The organism is Serratia quinivorans, from assembly GCF_052113645.1.
In the GTDB taxonomy this organism is placed as follows: Bacteria; Pseudomonadota; Gammaproteobacteria; order Enterobacterales; family Enterobacteriaceae; genus Serratia; species Serratia quinivorans_B.
In genome coordinates, this window is the sequence record NZ_JBIEIU010000001.1 from 421,254 (window position 1) to 439,280 (window position 18,027).

The 18,027-nt window shown below is 55.0% G+C and carries 17 protein-coding genes and 1 riboswitch; of the genes, 10 read left to right on the forward strand and 7 right to left on the reverse strand.

Annotated features, from left to right (window positions below; translation table 11 throughout):
• Window positions 1–21: 21 nt before the first annotated feature.
• From yebF to dbpA, 4 genes are all read right to left on the reverse strand, one after another.
• Complete coding sequence (yebF, locus tag ACGS9J_RS01905; RefSeq protein ID WP_442229395.1) at window positions 22–381, reverse strand: protein YebF; 360 nt, start codon at window positions 379–381, stop codon at window positions 22–24.
• A gap of 70 nt (window positions 382–451) precedes the next feature.
• The gene (yqfB, locus tag ACGS9J_RS01910) at window positions 452–760 is read right to left on the reverse strand and encodes a N(4)-acetylcytidine aminohydrolase (protein WP_442229396.1); all 309 of its coding nucleotides are present in this window, start codon (window positions 758–760) and stop codon (window positions 452–454) included.
• Between the two features lie 39 nt (window positions 761–799).
• On the reverse strand, window positions 800–1,123 hold the full coding sequence (locus ACGS9J_RS01915; protein ID WP_442229397.1) for a YebG family protein: 324 nt from the start codon (window positions 1,121–1,123) through the stop codon (window positions 800–802).
• 89 nt (window positions 1,124–1,212) lie between these two features.
• The gene (dbpA, locus tag ACGS9J_RS01920) at window positions 1,213–2,595 is read right to left on the reverse strand and encodes an ATP-dependent RNA helicase DbpA (protein ID WP_182821991.1); all 1,383 of its coding nucleotides are present in this window, start codon (window positions 2,593–2,595) and stop codon (window positions 1,213–1,215) included.
• A 230-nt stretch (window positions 2,596–2,825) separates the two neighbouring features.
• On the opposite strand from dbpA, the gene purT reads away from it, so the two are divergent.
• A complete protein-coding gene (purT, locus tag ACGS9J_RS01925; protein WP_442229398.1) occupies window positions 2,826–4,004 on the forward strand; it encodes a formate-dependent phosphoribosylglycinamide formyltransferase in 1,179 nt (392 codons plus the stop codon).
• A 33-nt stretch (window positions 4,005–4,037) separates the two neighbouring features.
• Here the strand turns inward: purT and ACGS9J_RS01930 are convergent, their stop codons facing one another.
• A complete protein-coding gene (locus ACGS9J_RS01930) occupies window positions 4,038–4,283 on the reverse strand; it encodes a YoaH family protein (protein WP_442229399.1) in 246 nt (81 codons plus the stop codon).
• A gap of 63 nt (window positions 4,284–4,346) precedes the next feature.
• A complete protein-coding gene (locus tag ACGS9J_RS01935; RefSeq protein ID WP_442229400.1) occupies window positions 4,347–5,354 on the reverse strand; it encodes a glycosyltransferase in 1,008 nt (335 codons plus the stop codon).
• 502 nt (window positions 5,355–5,856) lie between these two features.
• Here ACGS9J_RS01935 and pabB point away from each other — a divergent pair.
• The 4 genes from pabB to ACGS9J_RS01955 all read left to right on the forward strand — a co-directional run bounded on the left by pabB (window position 5,857) and on the right by ACGS9J_RS01955 (window position 11,514).
• On the forward strand, window positions 5,857–7,230 hold the full coding sequence (gene pabB / locus ACGS9J_RS01940) for an aminodeoxychorismate synthase component 1 (protein WP_442229401.1): 1,374 nt from the start codon (window positions 5,857–5,859) through the stop codon (window positions 7,228–7,230).
• The gene (locus ACGS9J_RS01945) at window positions 7,227–7,805 is read left to right on the forward strand and encodes a CoA pyrophosphatase (RefSeq protein ID WP_442229402.1); all 579 of its coding nucleotides are present in this window, start codon (window positions 7,227–7,229) and stop codon (window positions 7,803–7,805) included. Before pabB ends, ACGS9J_RS01945 begins: the two co-directional genes overlap by 4 nt.
• 445 nt (window positions 7,806–8,250) lie before the next feature.
• The gene (gene sdaA / locus ACGS9J_RS01950; protein WP_442229403.1) at window positions 8,251–9,615 is read left to right on the forward strand and encodes an L-serine ammonia-lyase; all 1,365 of its coding nucleotides are present in this window, start codon (window positions 8,251–8,253) and stop codon (window positions 9,613–9,615) included.
• 282 nt (window positions 9,616–9,897) lie between these two features.
• Window positions 9,898–11,514 carry an EAL domain-containing protein gene (locus ACGS9J_RS01955; protein ID WP_442229404.1) on the forward strand — a complete coding sequence of 539 codons (1,617 nt, stop codon included), beginning with the start codon at window positions 9,898–9,900 and terminating at the stop codon, window positions 11,512–11,514.
• 17 nt (window positions 11,515–11,531) lie between these two features.
• On the opposite strand, the gene ACGS9J_RS01960 is transcribed toward ACGS9J_RS01955, so the two are convergent.
• On the reverse strand, window positions 11,532–13,076 hold the full coding sequence (locus tag ACGS9J_RS01960; RefSeq protein ID WP_442229405.1) for a TerC family protein: 1,545 nt from the start codon (window positions 13,074–13,076) through the stop codon (window positions 11,532–11,534).
• A 574-nt stretch (window positions 13,077–13,650) separates the two neighbouring features.
• Between ACGS9J_RS01960 and manX the strand changes: the two genes are divergently transcribed.
• From manX to mntP, 5 genes are all read left to right on the forward strand, one after another.
• A complete protein-coding gene (gene manX, locus ACGS9J_RS01965) occupies window positions 13,651–14,622 on the forward strand; it encodes a PTS mannose transporter subunit IIAB (protein ID WP_442229406.1) in 972 nt (323 codons plus the stop codon).
• A 55-nt stretch (window positions 14,623–14,677) separates the two neighbouring features.
• Window positions 14,678–15,478, forward strand: coding sequence for a PTS mannose/fructose/sorbose transporter subunit IIC (locus ACGS9J_RS01970; RefSeq protein WP_442229407.1), 801 nt, complete (start codon window positions 14,678–14,680; stop codon window positions 15,476–15,478).
• A 15-nt stretch (window positions 15,479–15,493) separates the two neighbouring features.
• Entirely contained in the window at window positions 15,494–16,336 is an 843-nt protein-coding gene (locus ACGS9J_RS01975; protein WP_012145539.1) for a PTS mannose transporter subunit IID, read from the forward strand.
• A gap of 182 nt (window positions 16,337–16,518) precedes the next feature.
• Complete coding sequence (locus tag ACGS9J_RS01980; RefSeq protein WP_442229408.1) at window positions 16,519–16,977, forward strand: DUF986 family protein; 459 nt, start codon at window positions 16,519–16,521, stop codon at window positions 16,975–16,977.
• 220 nt (window positions 16,978–17,197) lie between these two features.
• Window positions 17,198–17,381: riboswitch (yybP-ykoY riboswitch) on the forward strand.
• A gap of 11 nt (window positions 17,382–17,392) precedes the next feature.
• Entirely contained in the window at window positions 17,393–17,962 is a 570-nt protein-coding gene (mntP, locus tag ACGS9J_RS01985; protein WP_442229409.1) for a manganese efflux pump MntP, read from the forward strand.
• Window positions 17,963–18,027: the final 65 nt, after the last annotated feature.

Below are 18,027 nucleotides of genomic sequence, written 5' to 3' on the forward strand. Positions count from 1 at the left end.
CATACGCCGAAAACGGTGAGATTACTGCGGATCGCTATAGGTAATTTTACCGGCGTTACAGTCGAGGGTGACGTTGTAGGTTTTATCCTGTTTAGTGCCCCGCACCGTCAACGGCACCTGCCAGACCGCGTCCTTGCCGGTAATGGCTTCCGGACTGATCCAGGCTATCGGGGTGGCCGTACCCAGCAGTTTCTTATCCGATTCCCAACGCGTAATGCGGTTTTGCAGGTAATCGCGTTTCACCTGAGCGGCGACGTCTGCCGGTTGCAAACCCGCGCATTGCGCCACTTTGGCGCTGCGTTGTTCCTGCGCCTGCACCGTGGTCGTTAAACCCGCCATGGCCAACAGCGCTACGGCCAAACTCAGTCCTGTTGCTTTCATATTCCCTCCAGTTGTGATTAATGCTATCCGCAGGCGCTTGCCCTTGGCTCACAACTGGTCTGACGAAAGATCAGCGTTTGGCAAAGGTGATGACGAACAGCTCATCCAGCCCCGGATAGATTTCCTTGATCACCTGCTTCAGCTCGCTGAGCGACATATTTTCCTGCTGGGCATGCTGCGCGGTTAACGCATCCAGACGCACCGGCGTGACTGACAGCACTTCAATCAGGCAGAAAAACACGCCATCTTCATTGCGACTAACGCGTAAAACCTCACCGGGTTGAAAGTGAGATTCACTGGCGTCCCTAATGGTAATGGTTTTACGCTCGGCCAAAATATCTTGCTCAAAGCGACTGAAGAAAGTTATTTCACGGCTCATTCTAGATCCTTTTTCATCACATTGCCGCAACATAAGTCATTATGCTGCCTGCTTTTCTGACGCAGATCCCTCTTTTGTGGTAGCGACAGGTTTTTCCGTTTTCACTTTGGCGGGTTTCTTCGGTGCTTCAGCCGGCGTTGCGCCGCGCAAAATCTGCCCCAGCACGTCTTTATTTTCCGCCAGGAAGAAGCCCAGCCCTTCTCGCTGTTCGTCGTCCAGCTCAAGCGGCGCCTGCTGCAGCCACTCACCGAGGCTGTCGGCCAGATCCAGCATTTTGTCGTAAGCGTCGGCTTCTTTCTTGGTCGCGAAAGTCATCTTTTCCTCACCGTTTCTCACCACCACATAGTTAACTTCAACGGCCATGTGTGCATTCCTCAAAGGTTAGAATACTGTATTTTTATACAGTATAAGGTGATTTTAGGCAGGGATGCAAGCGCACCCCTGACGCGGACTTATTTCAACAACCGCACCTTGCAGTTCTTACCCTTGATTTTGCCCTGCTGCAGCTGCTGCAACGCCTTACGGGCGCTGGCCTTGCGGATCGCCACGTAGGCATGCACCGGGAACATGTCAATCTTGCCCACTTCCGCCGCTGTCAGCCCGGCTTCACCGGTCAGTGCACCGAGAATATCGCCAGGACGGATTTTGGCCTTACGCCCACCGTCGATGCACAAAGTGACCATTTCAGCTTCGAGCGTGGTATTGCCCGCACCGCTTAACTCGGACACTGGCGCCCAGTTAACTCTGATCTGCAGATACTCTTCAATCGCATGCGCACGCGTCATTTCCTGCGGCGTACACAGGCTGATCGCCAGACCGCTCAAACCGGCACGGCCGGTACGGCCGATGCGGTGAACGTGAACTTCCGGATCAAACGCCAGCTCATAGTTGACCACCAGCTCCAGCTCTTTGATGTCCAGACCGCGCGCGGCAACGTCAGTCGCCACCAACACACGGCAGCTGCGGTTGGCAAAACGCACCAGCACCTGATCACGATCGCGTTGTTCCAGATCGCCATGCAGCGCCAACACATTAATGCCGCGCGCTTCCAGTGCTTCATACACGCTCTGGCAATCGCGCTTGGTGTTGCAGAACACCACGCAAGAAGAAGGCTGGTAATGACGGATAGCGGACACCAGTACCGCCGGGCGCTGGTCGCGGGTCGTTTCATAGAAACGTTGTTCGATGGTGGTTTGCTCTTCACCGTCGTCCACTTCCACATTCAACGGATCGCGTTGCACGCGTGCGCTGATGCGTTCGATACCGCTGGGGTAGGTTGCGGAGAACAGCAGCGTCTGACGCTGTGGCGGCGTATAGCTGATCACATCGTCGATATCGTCGGCGAAGCCCATATCGAGCATGCGATCGGCTTCGTCCAGCACCAACACTTTCAGTTCATCCAGTACCAGCGTTTTCTTGCGCAGGTGTTCCTGAATACGTCCCGGCGTGCCCACCACGATATGCGGCGCGTGCACCAGTGAATCGAGCTGCGGCCCCATTGGCTGACCGCCGCACAGGGTCAAAATTTTGATGTTCTGGGTGAAGCGCGCCAGACGACGCAGTTCTTTGCTCACCTGGTCCGCCAGTTCACGCGTTGGGCACAGGATCAGCGCCTGCGCCGCCACCTGGGAAACGTTGATTTTATCCAGCAGGCCAATGCCGAACGCCGCCGTTTTACCGCTGCCGGTTTTTGCTTTGGCACGTACGTCCTGCCCTTTCAGGATGGCGGGCAGTGCGGCAGCCTGCACCGGTGTCATTTCGGCATACCCCAGTTCGTTGAGGTTGGCCAACTGTTCGGCTGGCAGCGGCAGGGAAGAAAAGGAAACTGTGCTCACGGCGATAACTCTTATATGGCAAATGGAATGGCGGCGCGCCCACGGCAGCACCGAATCAGCCGCAGATGATAACAGAGATAGTCTGGATTACGGATTTCACGCACAAAAAAAGCCGCCGGCCGCGGATTTTGGCAACCCGTTGGCCTGCGGCTGCACACGCAAACGTTTTCGTATATACTGCTCGCCCACTATCAGACCGCGTTACTATCCACAGATCCAGGTACGAAACTATGTTGACTATTGGAACCGCCCTGCGCCCCTCCGCCACCCGCGTTATGTTGCTCGGCTCCGGCGAGCTGGGTAAAGAAGTTGCCATCGAATGCCAGCGTTTGGGACTGGAAGTGATCGCCGTAGACCGCTACGCCGACGCCCCAGCCATGCATGTGGCACATCGCAGCCACGTAATTAACATGCTGGACGGCAACGCGCTGAAAGCCGTGATTGAACAGGAGCGCCCCGACTACATCGTGCCGGAGATCGAAGCCATTGCCACCGACATGCTGGTGGAACTGGAGCAGCAAGGACACCGGGTGGTGCCCTGCGCAGAGGCGACGCGCCTGACCATGAACCGCGAAGGTATCCGTCGCCTGGCGGCAGAAACCCTGGGCCTGCCAACCTCCCACTACCGTTTTGCCGACGGCGAAGCCGCCTTCCGACAGGCCGTCGACGAAATCGGCTACCCGTGCATTATCAAACCGGTCATGAGCTCTTCCGGCAAGGGCCAAAGCCTGATCCGCAGCCCGGAACAGCTGAAAACCGCCTGGGATTACGCCCAACAGGGAGGTCGTGCCGGCGGTGGACGGGTGATTGTCGAAGGCCTGGTGAAGTTCGACTTTGAAATCACCCTACTGACCATCAGCGCCATCGACGGTGTACATTTCTGCGCGCCGATAGGGCATCGTCAGGAAGACGGGGATTACCGTGAATCCTGGCAACCGCAGCAGATGAGTGAACGGGCGTTGAGCCGCGCGCAAGCCATTGCGGAAAACGTGGTGAAAGCACTGGGTGGGTTTGGCCTGTTCGGCGTCGAGCTGTTTGTCTGCGGCGATGAAGTGATTTTCAGCGAAGTTTCGCCGCGCCCACACGATACCGGCATGGTGACCCTGATTTCACAAGACCTCTCCGAATTCGCGCTGCACGTTCGCGCTTTCCTCGGTCTGCCGATTGGTGCCATTCGCCAGTTCGGTCCTTCTGCTTCTGCGGTGATCCTGCCACAACTGATCAGCAGCGACCTGCGTTTCAGCGGGCTGGATGCTGCGCTGAGCGGTCATAATCAATTGCGTTTGTTTGGCAAACCGGAAATTAACGGTCAACGTCGGATCGGGGTCGCGCTGGCGACGGCAGAAAATGTTGAGCTGGCGGTGGAGTCGGCCAAACAGGCCGCTGCGGCGGTGGTGATTGAAGGTTAACGCTTCGGGGCCGGCTTGCCGGCCCCTGCAACATCAATAGTTTTCGTCTTCTTCAGAGTCTTCATCGCCCTGGTCGTCCGGACGTTCCTGATACTCTTCCACGTCATCTTCGTCATCGAACATGACGCTAACCTGGTCACCCTGATGCTTTTCGCGGATTTCCTGCGCAACCCGTGCGATGGCTTCACCACTGCTCATGCCTTGTTCCATCAACTGATGGATACGATCCGCAGCTTCCTGCTGCTCTTGATGGCTCAACGACGGCATACCTGCAAGCATGTGTTTCTCTCCGGTAAAATGGAGGGCGAGTATACGCCTTAAACCGGCGGATCCCAATGCCTGTTATTCAGCGGCCGTTTGCGAACAATGATCGCCGTGTCGCCACTGTTTCAGGCGGTGCAGCCAGAGGACGACGTGCCAGCCCTGTTTAAGGCCGCGCGCATTTTCGGACATCGCTCGGTCGATACCGCGCAGGTAGAACTCATCGGTGATGCGACACTGCGCTGCCAGTTCGGGTTCACGGCGAATACTGTGACAGATGCCCAAGGCCTCACGGGTGATCTGCCAGTGGAAAGCCGGCCGGATCTTGATTTTACTGGCGTAGCGCCGGTTTAGCGCCACCAGCATTTCCACTATTTTCATATAGTGGCGCTGATACTCGACGTTGGCCTGGCCCGTCCGGCGACGATTACTGATCGATTTATCGTGTACCCGCTGGCGATACAGCGCTTTGCTGAGATATTTCACCCGCTGCGCATTAAACATCACCTCGGTGGTCCAGGGAATATCCTGATGATGCAAACCCGGTTCAAAATACAACCGATGCTGCTTAATAAAATCAAGGCGATATATCGCCAACCAGACCACGTGAATAAATTTTCTCGATTTCAGCGCGCGCTCCAACCAGTCAGCGCCGCTAATAACACCGGTATCGCCTAAGCGCTTTTGCGGAATAATCGGTTGCAGTTCATCTTGACCGGTGAAATAACGTTCACCGTTGCATTGCATGACATCCAATTGATTTTGCTCGGCCAATTCTATCAAGGTTGCATACATTTCCGGCGCCAGTAAATCATCGGCGTCGGGAAATGCCACATATTTACCTTGGGCAACGGCCAACCCGGCGTTACGGGCACAGGACACGCCGGCATTAATTTGGTCAATAACGGTAATATGCGGATGCTGTCGGGCATAGCGGTGGGCGATATCGCCAGAGCCGTCGGTGGAACCGTCATTGACGATGATCACCTCCAGCCGCCGCTCATGTTGGGCTAACAGCGAGGCCAAAAATGGCTCAAACAGTTCACCCACGTTGTGTAGCGGGACGATGACACTCAGCATTAGGGGCATAGGCAGCTCTTCGCAAAAAGTAACGAATGAATATTTCTATTTTTAAAAATATCAGGGTGCAATTAAATTAAAAATCCAGTGGCCAGTCGATAAAACAAGGCCTAAATGAGTCTTGTTACCATTTATTTTTAATACACGACGCACTCGTTATCGGGAATTTGTGGTTCAAAAACCGGCATCTGTTGGCATTATAATGTGGCCATCATCACAATTAGTGATGGCCTTACAAAAACAGTACCGCAGCAAAACCAATGGCCGAGTCTGGTTTATTAAACTCGAATCCCGAGACTAAGATATATCTCAACCATTAATTTATATTGCTGTTTTTAACATATTGGATTATAGCTGAAGTCGCAAAAAATGCTTCATTTGCAAATTTGTTGAATCGTCGTTTATGCACATTATGCCTTACCGGCAGATGCCAGGGCATGCGCCCCCCCGTCGAATATGGCAGAATAGCCGCCATAAGCAGCCGCCCCGTCAGTCAGGTTTATTGAGGCCCATGAGCGCAACCGCACCGAATCTAAAATCTTTGCCTTACACCCACACCGCCCTGCTGGAGCTGTTTGCTCCCCTTGCTCAACAGCCTTGGGCCATATTGCTGCATTCCGGTTTTGCCGAACACTCGCATAACCGTTTCGATATCCTGGTGGCGGCCCCCAGCGTCACACTGACCACCCGAGGGCAAATCACCGAAATTTGCCGCGGCGAACAACGGCTGCAATCAGTGGAAGATCCCTTCCATCTGCTGCAACAACAGCTGGAACAACAAAATCGACATCCGGCCATCGATGCCGACTTGCCGTTTCAGGGTGGCGCCCTGGGGTTATTCGGGTACGACCTGGGCCGCAGAGTGGAGAAACTGCCGCAGTGGGCACAGGCGGATATTGCGTTGCCGGACATGGCGGTGGGCATTTATGACTGGGCGCTGATTGCCGATCACCACCGGAAGACGCTGACGTTACTCAGCCATGGGGACGTTGAGCAGCGCTGGCAGTGGCTCCGTAGTCAGCCATCTCAGCCTCGGCAAGCTTTTACCTTAACCAGCCGTTGGCAGGCCAACATGACGCGGCAACAGTACGGTGAAAAATTCCAGCGCATTCAGCACTATCTGCGCAGCGGCGACTGCTACCAAATCAATCTGGCGCAACGATTCTCTGCGGATTATCAGGGTGATGAATGGCAGGCCTTTCAGCAATTGAGCGCCAGCAACCGTGCCCCCTTCTCCGCCTTTTTACGCCTGCCGGACAACGCAGTACTGAGCGTTTCGCCCGAGCGCTTTCTATGGCTGGAAAACCAGCAGATCCAGACCCGTCCCATCAAGGGTACCCTGCCACGGCTGGCCGATGCCGAGCAGGATGCGCAACAGGCGCAGCGGTTGGCCAATTCCACCAAAGACCGGGCGGAAAACCTGATGATTGTCGATCTGCTGCGCAATGATATCGGCCGGGTCGCCGAACCGGGCAGCGTCAAGGTTCCCGAACTGTTCGTGGTGGAACCTTTCCCGGCGGTGCACCATCTGGTCAGTACCATCACCGCCACCCTGCCGGAAGGTACCCCGGCAACCGAGCTCTTGCGCGCCTGCTTCCCGGGCGGTTCCATCACCGGTGCCCCCAAAGTGCGGGCAATGGAGATTATCGAAGAGCTGGAGCCACAGCGTCGCAATGCTTACTGCGGCAGCATTGGCTATATCAGCGCCTGCGGCACCATGGACACCAATATCACCATCCGCACCTTGTTCACCGAAAATGGCCGCATCTACTGTTCGGCCGGCGGCGGCATCGTGGCCGACAGCCAGGAACAGGCGGAATATCAGGAAACCTTCGATAAAGTCGGTCGCATTCTGCCGCAACTGGGGGAGTTTATCGCTTCGTGAGCCAACCGACTTATCCAACCTCGCTGGCGGCCTTTATCAGCCGCTTCCAACTGCAACTGCCGCAGGCGTCGCAAATTTCGCATAACGTTCGTCCAGCGGCGGTGCTGATACCCATTATCTGCCGCCCCGAACCCACACTGCTGCTCACCCGCCGCGCCGACTCGCTGCGCAAACATCCAGGCCAGGTGGCATTTCCGGGCGGTAAAACCGATGCCGAAGACGGCTCGGCGATGATTACCGCCCTGCGTGAAGCTCAGGAAGAAGTGGCTATCCCTCCGCAGGCGGTGACCATCCTTGGCCAACTGGCGCCGCTCGACAGCAGCACCGGCTTCCAGGTCACCCCGGTGGTCGGATTGATCTCACCCGATGTGCAATTTTGCGCCAATGAAGACGAAGTGGCTGACGTTTTCGAAATGCCATTGCATGAGGCGCTGACGCTCTCGCGCTATTACCCGCTGGATATTCAGCGTGGCGGCCATTCACACCGTATTTATCTTTCCTGGTATCAGAGTCAATTTGTCTGGGGATTAACCGCCGCCATCATTCGTCGACTGGCGCAGCAGGTCAGTATTTAGCGCCAATTGCGTGACACAGATCACAAGCCAAACGGTTACCTGCTGCCTCGGCACGGGTAAAGCGATCGGCATCACTTCATTCGTTTGCTTTTTCAACTACCGTTCTGGCTATCAGGGTTTTAAAAAAACTGTAAACCCTCTCTTCAACCTTACGAAATACCTGTAAAATACCGCCGTCCGGAATAAACCACTATTTCAGCAGGGTTTAAGCCGGCCGCGTTCAGCAGCGGAAGCTGGCGCGATTGCCATTAACCGAGTTTAGGTGGCGGCTGTTCCCCGGCCAGCCGAATGCCTGCGGCAATCAGCAATAAAACTAACACCAAGGATTATTTTATTTCATGCGAAAAAGGCAGCCGAACCCGTGCAGCCCTTTTACAATATCGCTGTTCCCTGCGCGGTTTTTAACCGATGCAGCCATAACAATATGCCTCTAAGGAGTTCTAGCGTGATTAGCGTTTTCGACATGTTTAAGATCGGCATCGGCCCGTCCAGCTCTCATACGGTTGGACCGATGAAAGCCGGCAAACAGTTTGTCGACGATCTGGTAAACAAAGGCCTGATGCCTTCTATCACGCGTGTTGCCGTAGATGTTTACGGCTCACTCTCATTGACCGGTAAAGGTCACCATACCGATATCGCTATCATCCTCGGCCTGGCCGGCAATATGCCGGACACCGTTGATATCGATAGCATTCCGGGCTTTATTCGCGATGTAGAACAACGTCAACGCCTGATGTTGGCCAACGGCCTGCATGAGGTTGATTTCCCGCGTGACGGCGGCATGGTGTTCCGCAGCGACAATTTGCCGCTGCATGAGAACGGCATGCAGATCCACGCCTTCGCCGGGGATAAACAAGTTTACAGCAAGACCTACTACTCACTCGGCGGCGGTTTTATCGTCGACGAAGAGAACTTCGGCAAGGTCGATGCGCACGAGTTGAGCGTTCCTTATCCGTTCAGTTTTGCTCGTGATATTCTCGCCCGCTGCCGTGATACCGGGCTGTCCTTTTCCGGCCTGGTGATGCAGAACGAGCTGGCGCTGCACAGCAAGCAAGATATCGAAACCTACTTCGGTAACATCTGGCAGGCCATGCGTGCCTGTATCGATCGTGGTCTGAATACCGAAGGCGTGCTGCCTGGTCCACTGCGCGTACCGCGTCGTGCTTCTGCATTGCGCCGCCTGTTGGTTTCTTCCGACAAGCTGTCCAGCGATCCGATGAACGTCATTGACTGGGTCAATATGTTCGCGCTGGCCGTCAACGAAGAGAACGCGGCCGGGGGGCGTGTGGTTACCGCGCCGACCAACGGTGCCTGCGGCATCGTACCGGCGGTGTTGGCTTATTATGATCACTTTATCGAATCCGTCAGCCCGGATATTTATATCCGTTACTTTATGGCGGCGGGCGCCGTCGGTGCGCTGTACAAGATGAACGCTTCCATTTCCGGTGCCGAAGTCGGCTGCCAGGGCGAAGTGGGCGTAGCCTGTTCGATGGCGGCAGCCGGCCTGGCCGAACTGCTGGGTGGCAGCCCGGAGCAGGTTTGCATCGCGGCGGAAATCGGCATGGAGCACAACCTGGGCTTGACCTGTGACCCGGTTGCCGGCCAGGTTCAGGTACCTTGCATCGAGCGTAATGCCATTGCCTCCGTGAAGGCGATCAACTCGGCGCGTATGGCCTTGCGCCGCACCAGTGAGCCTCGCGTGTCACTGGATAAAGTGATCGAAACCATGTACGAAACCGGCAAAGACATGAACGCCAAATACCGCGAAACCTCTCGCGGCGGTCTGGCGATCAAAGTGCAATGTGACTGACATCCTAACCCCGCCTAATGGCGGGGTTTTTCTTGATACGATCCCTGAATAATCAATCCACTAACGTTCATTATGTGACGTTGTCACGAAAAAACACGTCGACGATATCATGCCGATCCTGCGGTTAACCCGCAAATTTGCCCTCTGTTTCGCCAAATTTAAATAATTTATTGGGTTACCATCACTTCTTGTATAACAACAGGCTAGAATTAGCCGAGTATCATTTAGGACAGTTTGGCCTGACGGTGATCCTGGGCTGGCTTACCGAACAAGGATTTAGCGATGTTGATGACCCAACTTACCGTGACCAAATACCGCTATTACCGTTGGCTGCTGGCCGGGGTGGTCGGGTTGGCTATTCTGCTGCTGTCGTTGTACACCCGCTATTATCAAGAAATTGCCACCATCGAGCACAATCGGCAGGTGCTTGCCACCCGCACCGTCGCCAAGATCAATAATCTGTTGGCCCCGGCTGAACAGCAGGCCAGGCGTTCCATGCCATTGCTGACCTCCACCTGCGAAACCGTGATGCCAACGCTGCGTTTTCGTGCCGCGCAAAACCAGGCTCTGCGGGCGATGTTGCTGGTCAAGGATGGCGTTATCTACTGCTCCAGCCTGTTTGGCGCTCGTCAGTATGTTTTCAGCACTATTTTGCCCACCCTGGCAAACGATGGCGCGAAGCTGGTACTACGTCCTTCGTTGTCCGTCGCCAAAGGGGTGCCTACCCTGATCATGTGGACGCCAGAACAGAACGAAAACCGCCGTAACGGCGTCTTGCACGTCTTCAATATTGAGCTGCTGGCAAATTTCCTGCTGGAACCCCAGGAACCCTATGCGCAACGGGTGGTGCTGAACGTCGGTGATGACAGCCTGGAATACGGCCGCCGAGAGATCCTGCGCAGCGATAGCCTAACCAACGATTTGCGCTACACCGCCAAGTCGACGCAATATCCCTTCTCTGTTTCGCTGTTCGGCCCCCAGGCCGGCATGCTGGCGCTGGCGGCGTTGCCGCGGCACATTCCGCTGTCGTTGTTGATCAGCCTGCTGGCAGCCTATGTGGTGTACCTGCTGACGGCGAACCGCATGAGCCTGTCGTACCATATCGGCCATGCCATTTCTCACCGAGAGTTTCGCGTTTACTGTCAGCCGATCATCAATGCCGAAACCGGTCGTTGCGTTGGGGTTGAAACCCTGTTGCGCTGGAAAAACAAACGGCAGGGCTGGATCTCCCCCGATGTGTTCATCCCACTGGCGGAACAGCATGGCTTGATCATTCCCCTGACCCGCTACCTGATGAGCACCGTGGTGGAAAACCTGCAGTTATTCCCGCCGCGCCCGTCGTTTTATATCAGCATCAACGTCGCCGCCGAGCATTTCAACGCGGTCACCGTCATCGACGATATCCGCCGCCTGTGGCTGCCGGCCCACCCTATGCCTTCGCTAATGCTGGAGCTGACCGAACGCACCGCACTGTCGGAAATTCAGTATGAGCAAATCAAAACGCTGAAGGAAATGGGCATCATGCTGGCGATTGACGATTTTGGCACCGGGCACAGCTCCCTCAGCTATCTGAAAAAACTCAGCCCGGACGTGTTGAAGATTGATCGCGGCTTTACCGCCGCCATCGGCACCGATGCCATTAACGCCACCGTTACCGATACCATCATTACCCTGGCGCAACGCCTGAAGTTGAAGCTGGTGGCTGAAGGGGTAGAAACCGCCGAGCAGGCAGAATATCTGCGCTCACGCGATGTGAATGCTCTGCAAGGGTTCTATTTCGCCAAACCCATGCCGATCAATGTCTTTCCATTGTGGTTACAGCAGTACGAGTCGCGATTGCGGACGGGAAAGCAGCGTGAGGAACAGCGGAAGGGGCAGGAAAACAAGCCGGAGGCATAATGCCCCCGGCCGCTGTGTTACTGATGTTCCTCGTCGTGAGGATCCACTTTGGTGATGCGTACCAGTTCAATACGGTACTCGGACACCTCAATGACGTCGAAGCGCAGCCGGTTAAGCTCCACCACGTCGCCCACCACCGGCATTTGGCCGTAGTGGGCAAGCAGGAACCCTGCCAACGTCGCGTAATCCGCCGTCGGACTGACCAAATCTTCGCAGTTCAACGCCTGCTCCAGCGAGTGCATATCGGCACCGCCCTTCACCAGCCAGCTGTCGGCTTCCACCACGATATCCGGAGTTTCATCCTCGTCAGGGAATTCACCGGCAATGGCTTCCAGCACGTCCAACGGCGTGACCAACCCCTGCACCACGCCGAACTCATTGGTGACCACCACCAGGCGCCCTTTGGCGCGGCGCAATACGGCCAGCAGATTAATCACGTCCATGGTTTCCGGCACCACAATCGGCGGCGTGCGCGCGGCAAACTCGGCAATATCCTCGCCCCGTTCTACCGCCACCAGCAAATCTTTGGCACGGACCACACCGATGATTTCATCCAGTGAATCACGGCAAACCGGGAACAGACTGTGCGGCGTATCCAGCAGTTGTTCACGAACCTCTTCACGAGAACGGTCGCAATCCACCCATGAAATTTCGGTGCGCGGCGTCATCACGCTACGCAGTGAGCGCGAGGCCAGCGTCAACACGCCGCTGATCATATAGCGCTCTTCTTCCGCAAAGGTCTCATTCACCGGCAGCGCTGCCGTCTCGTCCGTCTGCTGTGCACGCTGTTGCCCCATCAGACGCATAATCGCCTCGGCGGTACGTTCACGCATCGGGCGATGTGCCTGGTGCTTGATAAAGTTACGGCGCGCAATTTGGTTAAACAGTTCGATCAGGATCGAGAAGCCAATCGCCGCGTACAGATAACCTTTAGGAATATGCATGCCAAAGCCTTCGGCGATCAGGCTCAAGCCGATCATCAGCAGGAAGCTCAGACACAACACCACAATGGTCGGATGCGCATTCACGAAGTTGGTCAGCGGTTTTGACGCCACCAGCATCACTATCATAGCGATCACTACGGCGGTCATCATGACCGGCAGGTCGTTCACCATCCCCACGGCGGTAATGACCGCGTCGAGCGAGAACACTGCGTCAAGGATCACAATCTGCACCACCACCGCCCAGAACTTGGCATAGCCACGGTTGGCGCCATCCTGATGCGTCTGCCCTTCCAGCCGTTCATGCAGTTCCATGGTGGCCTTGAATAACAGGAAGACACCGCCGAACAACAGGATCAGATCACGGCCTGAGAAGCTGAAGTCCGCAACGCTAAACAGCGGCGTGGTCAACGTCACCATCCAGGAAATGACCGACAACAGGCCCAGACGCATAAACAGCGCCAGCGACAGGCCGAGTATGCGCGCTTTGTCACGCTGCTTCGGCGGCAGCTTATCGGCCAAAATGGCGATAAACACCAGGTTGTCGATACCCAATACAATTTCCAACACCACCAGTGTCAGTAACCCAGCCCAAATTGAGGGGTCCATTAAAAATTCCATCTCAGACTCCGGAAAAAAGACAGGATTGCCGAGCAGTGCTCAGGCGTGACCATGCCGACGCAAGAGAAGCGCAGACAACAACAGCAAGATAACGGGATTGTAGTACCGGGGAATGGCCGAGCGGCCGTGTGATTTGTGCTACGCCAGCAGGTGGCGGGTGGAACCTTGAAAAACAGTAACTTCGGTGACAGTCCATAGGGTGGGCTGAGGCCCTTCACTCCTGAATATGAAAGAGGAAATACTCTAGCAGGAATTTTTTGGCCGGCAAAGAAGCTTTTTTACCTTCTGCATCGTCTTGTAACAGCTCTGTCGTTTAATTCCGCAAACACGCGTTAAGAGTTATCTGAGCGCTCAATAACAGAGCAATGTCACAAAATTTATTTTTTCACTCACTAAAATAAATGGCGCCGACGCAGTTCAATACGCACAGGCTTTTGAAACTGCGCGATAAATGTTAAGAGCGGGTTTCTGAATTTCTACCATAATGTATCTGAACCACGGAAGTGACTGCCAGGAAACAAATGAACTAAAGAAACACACCATCCGTGCACGAAGTTCAATGAGGAGGTAGCGAGTGGCAATAGCTATTATCATCGGCACACACGGGACCGCAGCGGAACAATTGCTGAAAACGACGGAAATGCTATTGGGCGAACAGGACAACGTCGCTTTTATAGATTTCGTCCCCGGTGAAAATGCCGAAACGTTAATCGAGAAATACAACGGAAAAATCAGCGGACTCGACACCAGCGGTGGCGTCCTGTTCCTGGTGGATACCTGGGGCGGCAGCCCATTCAATGCGGCCAGCCGCATCGCCGTCGATAAAGAAAACTATGAGGTCGTCACCGGAGTTAACATTCCGATGCTGGTGGAAACCTTCATGGCACGCGACGATAACCCCGGCTTCGACGAATTGGTCGCGCTGGCGTTGGAAACCGGCCGCGAAGGCGTGAAAGCGCTGAAAAAACCGGCAGAAGAGAGTGTTAAGCCCGCAGCATCTCAGACTCCTCCCGTCGCAAAACCCGCCGCCCCGCAGGCACCGCTGGGCCCCAATGACCATATGAAAATCGGTCTGGCTCGCATCGACGACCGTTTGATTCACGGTCAGGTGGCCACCCGCTGGACCAAGGAAACCGACGTCACTCGCATCATCGTTGTCAGCGACGAAGTGGCCGCCGATCACGTCCGCAAAACCTTACTGACTCAGGTTGCCCCGCCGGGCGTCACCGCGCACGTGGTTGACGTAGCGAAAGCCATTCGCGTGTGGAACAACCCGAAATACGCCGGCGATCGCGTGATGCTGCTGTTTACCAACCCGACCGACGTTTGGCGCCTGGTGGAAGCCGGTGTGGATATCAAATCGGTGAATATCGGTGGCATGGCGTTCCGCCAGGGCAAGACTCAGGTGAACAATGCCGTGTCCGTTGACGAAAAAGATATCGAAGCGTTTAAGAAATTAAACGAGCGCGGTATTGAATTGGAAGTTCGTAAAGTCTCGTCCGACAGCCGGTTAAAAATGATGGACCTGATTAACAAACTCAATTAATGGCGACAGCCAATAATTATTTTACTCAGAGATCTTTGGTCATAGGAGAAGTGCAATGGAGATTACCACTCTTCAGATTGTACTGATATTTATCGTTGCCTGTATCGCCGGGATGGGTTCCGTCCTCGACGAGTTTCAATTTCACCGTCCGCTGGTCGCCTGTACCCTGATCGGTTTTATTCTCGGTGACATGAAAACCGGCATCATCATCGGCGGTACGCTGGAGATGATCGCCCTGGGCTGGATGAACATCGGTGCGGCGGTTGCGCCAGACGCCGCGTTGGCGTCTATCATTTCCACCATTCTGGTTATTGCCGGCGGACAGAGCGTCGGTGCCGGTATCGCGCTGGCCATTCCGCTGGCGGCGGCCGGGCAAGTGCTGACCATCATCGTGCGTACCCTGACCGTGGCCTTCCAGCACGCGGCGGACAGTGCGGCGGAACGCGGCAGTTTGCGCGCCATCACCTGGTTGCATATCTCCGCCCTGCTGCTGCAGGCGATGCGTATCGCTATCCCGGCGGTGATCGTGGCTATCTCGGTCGGTACCTCTGGCGTTCACGCACTGCTTAACTCGATCCCGGAAGTCGTCACCAGCGGCCTGAACATCGCCGGCGGGATGATCGTGGTGGTCGGTTACGCCATGGTGATCAACATGATGCGCGCCGGTTACCTGATGCCGTTCTTCTACCTCGGCTTCGTTACCGCCGCCTTCACCAACTTTAACCTGGTGGCGCTCGGCGTTATCGGCGTGGTGATGGCCGTGCTTTATATCCAGCTCAGCCCGAAATACAACAAGTCTCAGGCGGTGCAAGCTGGCCCGGCTAACGCCAACGACCTCGATAACGAACTGGACTAGGAATAGGTGAGAGAAATGGTTGATACAACAGCTCAAAAGAAACTCACGCCAGCCGATATTCGCGGTGTGTTTATGCGCTCGAACCTGTTCCAGGGTTCATGGAACTTCGAACGTATGCAGGCGCTGGGTTTTTGCTTCTCAATGGTGCCGGTGATCCGTCGCCTGTACCCGGAAAATAACGACGATCGCAAACAAGCGATCAAACGCCATCTGGAGTTCTTTAACACCCACCCTTACGTGGCGGCGCCGGTACTTGGCGTAACCATGGCGATGGAAGAACAACGCGCTAACGGCGCACCGATCGACGATGCGGCCATCAACGGCATCAAAGTCGGTCTGATGGGGCCACTGGCCGGCGTAGGCGACCCGATTTTCTGGGGTACCGTACGTCCGGTATTCGCGGCACTCGGTGCCGGTATCGCCATGAGCGGCAGCTTGCTTGGCCCGATTTTGTTCTTCGTCCTGTTCAACCTGGTGCGCCTGTTGACCCGCTATTACGGCGTGGCCTACGGTTACCGCAAAGGGGTGGATATCGTTAATGATATGGGCGGCGGCTTCCTGCAAAAACTGACGGAAGGAGCGTCCATTCTCGGCCTGTTTGTCATGGGGGCGTTGGTCAACAAGTGGACGCACGTGAATATCCCGCTGGTGGTGTCGAAGATAACCGACCAGACCGGGCATACCACGGTGACCACGGTGCAGACCATCCTCGACCAACTGATGCCGGGCCTGGTTCCGCTGCTGCTGACCTTTGGCTGTATGTGGCTGCTGCGCAGGAAAGTGAATGCGCTGTGGATCATCATCGGCTTCTTTGCCATCGGTATCTTCGGTTACTGGGTTGGCCTGCTGGGCCTGTAAGACGGTTAACTGCCGGGGGAACCCCCTAATGTCGGTCAGTGTCCCCTCTCCCTTGGGAGAGGGTTAGGGTGAGGGGATACGTACCGACACAAAAGCCCCTCACCCCGGCCCTCTCCCCCTGGAGAGGGAGACTTAACACTGCATTGGGAAACCCCCGGTTTTTTTATTTATGGAGTTGAACGATGTCGCTGACCGATGGCGTATTACTGATTTTCACCGCGCTGATGCTGTTGTATGCGATTTACGACGAATTCGGTATGAACCTGCTGAAAGGCAAAACGCTGCTCAAGGTGCAACTAAAACGCCGCAATCGGATCGATTGCCTGATTTTTGTCGGCCTGATCGCCATTCTTATTTATCGAAATGTCACCACTCAGGGTGCTGCATTAACCACCTATTTGCTTATTTCTTTAGCACTGATCGCCGTCTACATTTCTTATATTCGCTGGCCCAAGATGTTGTTTAAAGCGCAGGGGTTCTTTTATGCCAATGCCTTTATCGAATATAACCGCATTAAAGCCATGAATTTATCCGAAGATGGCATTCTGGTCATAGATCTGGAGCGGCGTCGTCTGCTGATTCAGGTCACCCAATTAGACGACCTGGAAAATATTTATCACTTTTTCGTTGAAAATCAGTAAATAAAGTAATCCCAATCACTCCCCTGCTGCTACCTTGCGCTGTATGTGGATAATTAATCACCAGCGCATAAGGCTACCTGATTATTATTTACGCAACATTATTGCACTCGTCTACATTATATTCCTTCTTGCATACTTCATTAATGAAAACAGTTATCAATCCCAAACAAATATCCGTCGGGAATAAGGCTTGTTGCCAAAGGAAATAATATGGTATGGTTGCGCCGTCATTGGGGAGTAGCCGGTTTCTGGACAATAAAACGCCAGAAACGCCCGTATCAACATACTCGTTTTATTCGTTAAAACGTGGTGCGGGCAGCCAGGTAAGGTTGGCGAGACCATAGACACGTAACTCCGTCGTATGGTTGGGGGTGGGTTACGTGTATATGGAGCCGCCCGGCCGAGGCTATTTAACATGAACTTGTCAGCTACACTCATTCTCGCTTTTGGCATGTCTATGGATGCGTTTGCCGCATCGATTGGCAAAGGTGCCAGCCTGCATCAACCCCGTTTTCGTGAAGCGCTCCGCACCGGACTCATCTTCGGCGTGGTTGAAGCCATTACGCCGATCATCGGCTGGGGCATCGGCCTGTTCGCCAGCCAATACATCATGGAATGGGATCACTGGGTGGCCTTCTCGCTGCTGTTTATTCTCGGCATGCGCATGATTGTCGAAGGCGTCAGAAACCGGCCGGATGAAGTGGAAAAAGTGAAGCGTCACGGGTTCTGGCTGTTGGTGGCCACCGCCATCGCTACCAGCCTTGATGCCATGGCTATCGGTGTCGGCCTGGCTTTCCTGCAGGTGAACATTGTGCATACGGCGATGGCCATCGGCATGGCCACCATGATTATGGCGACGCTGGGCATGATGATTGGCCGCTTTATCGGGCCACTGCTGGGCAAACGGGCGGAGATCCTCGGCGGCGTGGTGCTGATTGGTATCGGCGTCAATATCCTGCTGGAACATTTGGGCTATTTCGCCTGATCCCGCTGAAGGTAAAAAACCTGCCGACGGCAGGTTTTTTTGTTTTTGTGGCGGAGAACCCAGCC

Bases quoted from the DNA above. Each gene is read 5' to 3' on its own strand.
- pabB (WP_442229401.1), top strand. From the start codon at position 5,857: ATGAGCGCAACCGCACCGAATCTAAAATCTTTGCCTTACACCCACACC.
- yqfB (WP_442229396.1), bottom strand. From the start codon at position 760: ATGAGCCGTGAAATAACTTTCTTCAGTCGCTTTGAGCAAGATATTTTG.
- purT (WP_442229398.1), top strand. From the start codon at position 2,826: ATGTTGACTATTGGAACCGCCCTGCGCCCCTCCGCCACCCGCGTTATG.
- ACGS9J_RS01975 (WP_012145539.1), top strand. From the start codon at position 15,494: ATGGTTGATACAACAGCTCAAAAGAAACTCACGCCAGCCGATATTCGC.
- mntP (WP_442229409.1), top strand. From the start codon at position 17,393: ATGAACTTGTCAGCTACACTCATTCTCGCTTTTGGCATGTCTATGGAT.
- ACGS9J_RS01930 (WP_442229399.1), bottom strand. From the start codon at position 4,283: ATGCTTGCAGGTATGCCGTCGTTGAGCCATCAAGAGCAGCAGGAAGCT.
- yebF (WP_442229395.1), bottom strand. From the start codon at position 381: ATGAAAGCAACAGGACTGAGTTTGGCCGTAGCGCTGTTGGCCATGGCG.
- ACGS9J_RS01980 (WP_442229408.1), top strand. From the start codon at position 16,519: ATGTCGCTGACCGATGGCGTATTACTGATTTTCACCGCGCTGATGCTG.
- ACGS9J_RS01955 (WP_442229404.1), top strand. From the start codon at position 9,898: ATGTTGATGACCCAACTTACCGTGACCAAATACCGCTATTACCGTTGG.
- ACGS9J_RS01960 (WP_442229405.1), bottom strand. From the start codon at position 13,076: ATGGAATTTTTAATGGACCCCTCAATTTGGGCTGGGTTACTGACACTG.
- ACGS9J_RS01915 (WP_442229397.1), bottom strand. From the start codon at position 1,123: ATGGCCGTTGAAGTTAACTATGTGGTGGTGAGAAACGGTGAGGAAAAG.
- ACGS9J_RS01935 (WP_442229400.1), bottom strand. From the start codon at position 5,354: ATGCCCCTAATGCTGAGTGTCATCGTCCCGCTACACAACGTGGGTGAA.
- ACGS9J_RS01970 (WP_442229407.1), top strand. From the start codon at position 14,678: ATGGAGATTACCACTCTTCAGATTGTACTGATATTTATCGTTGCCTGT.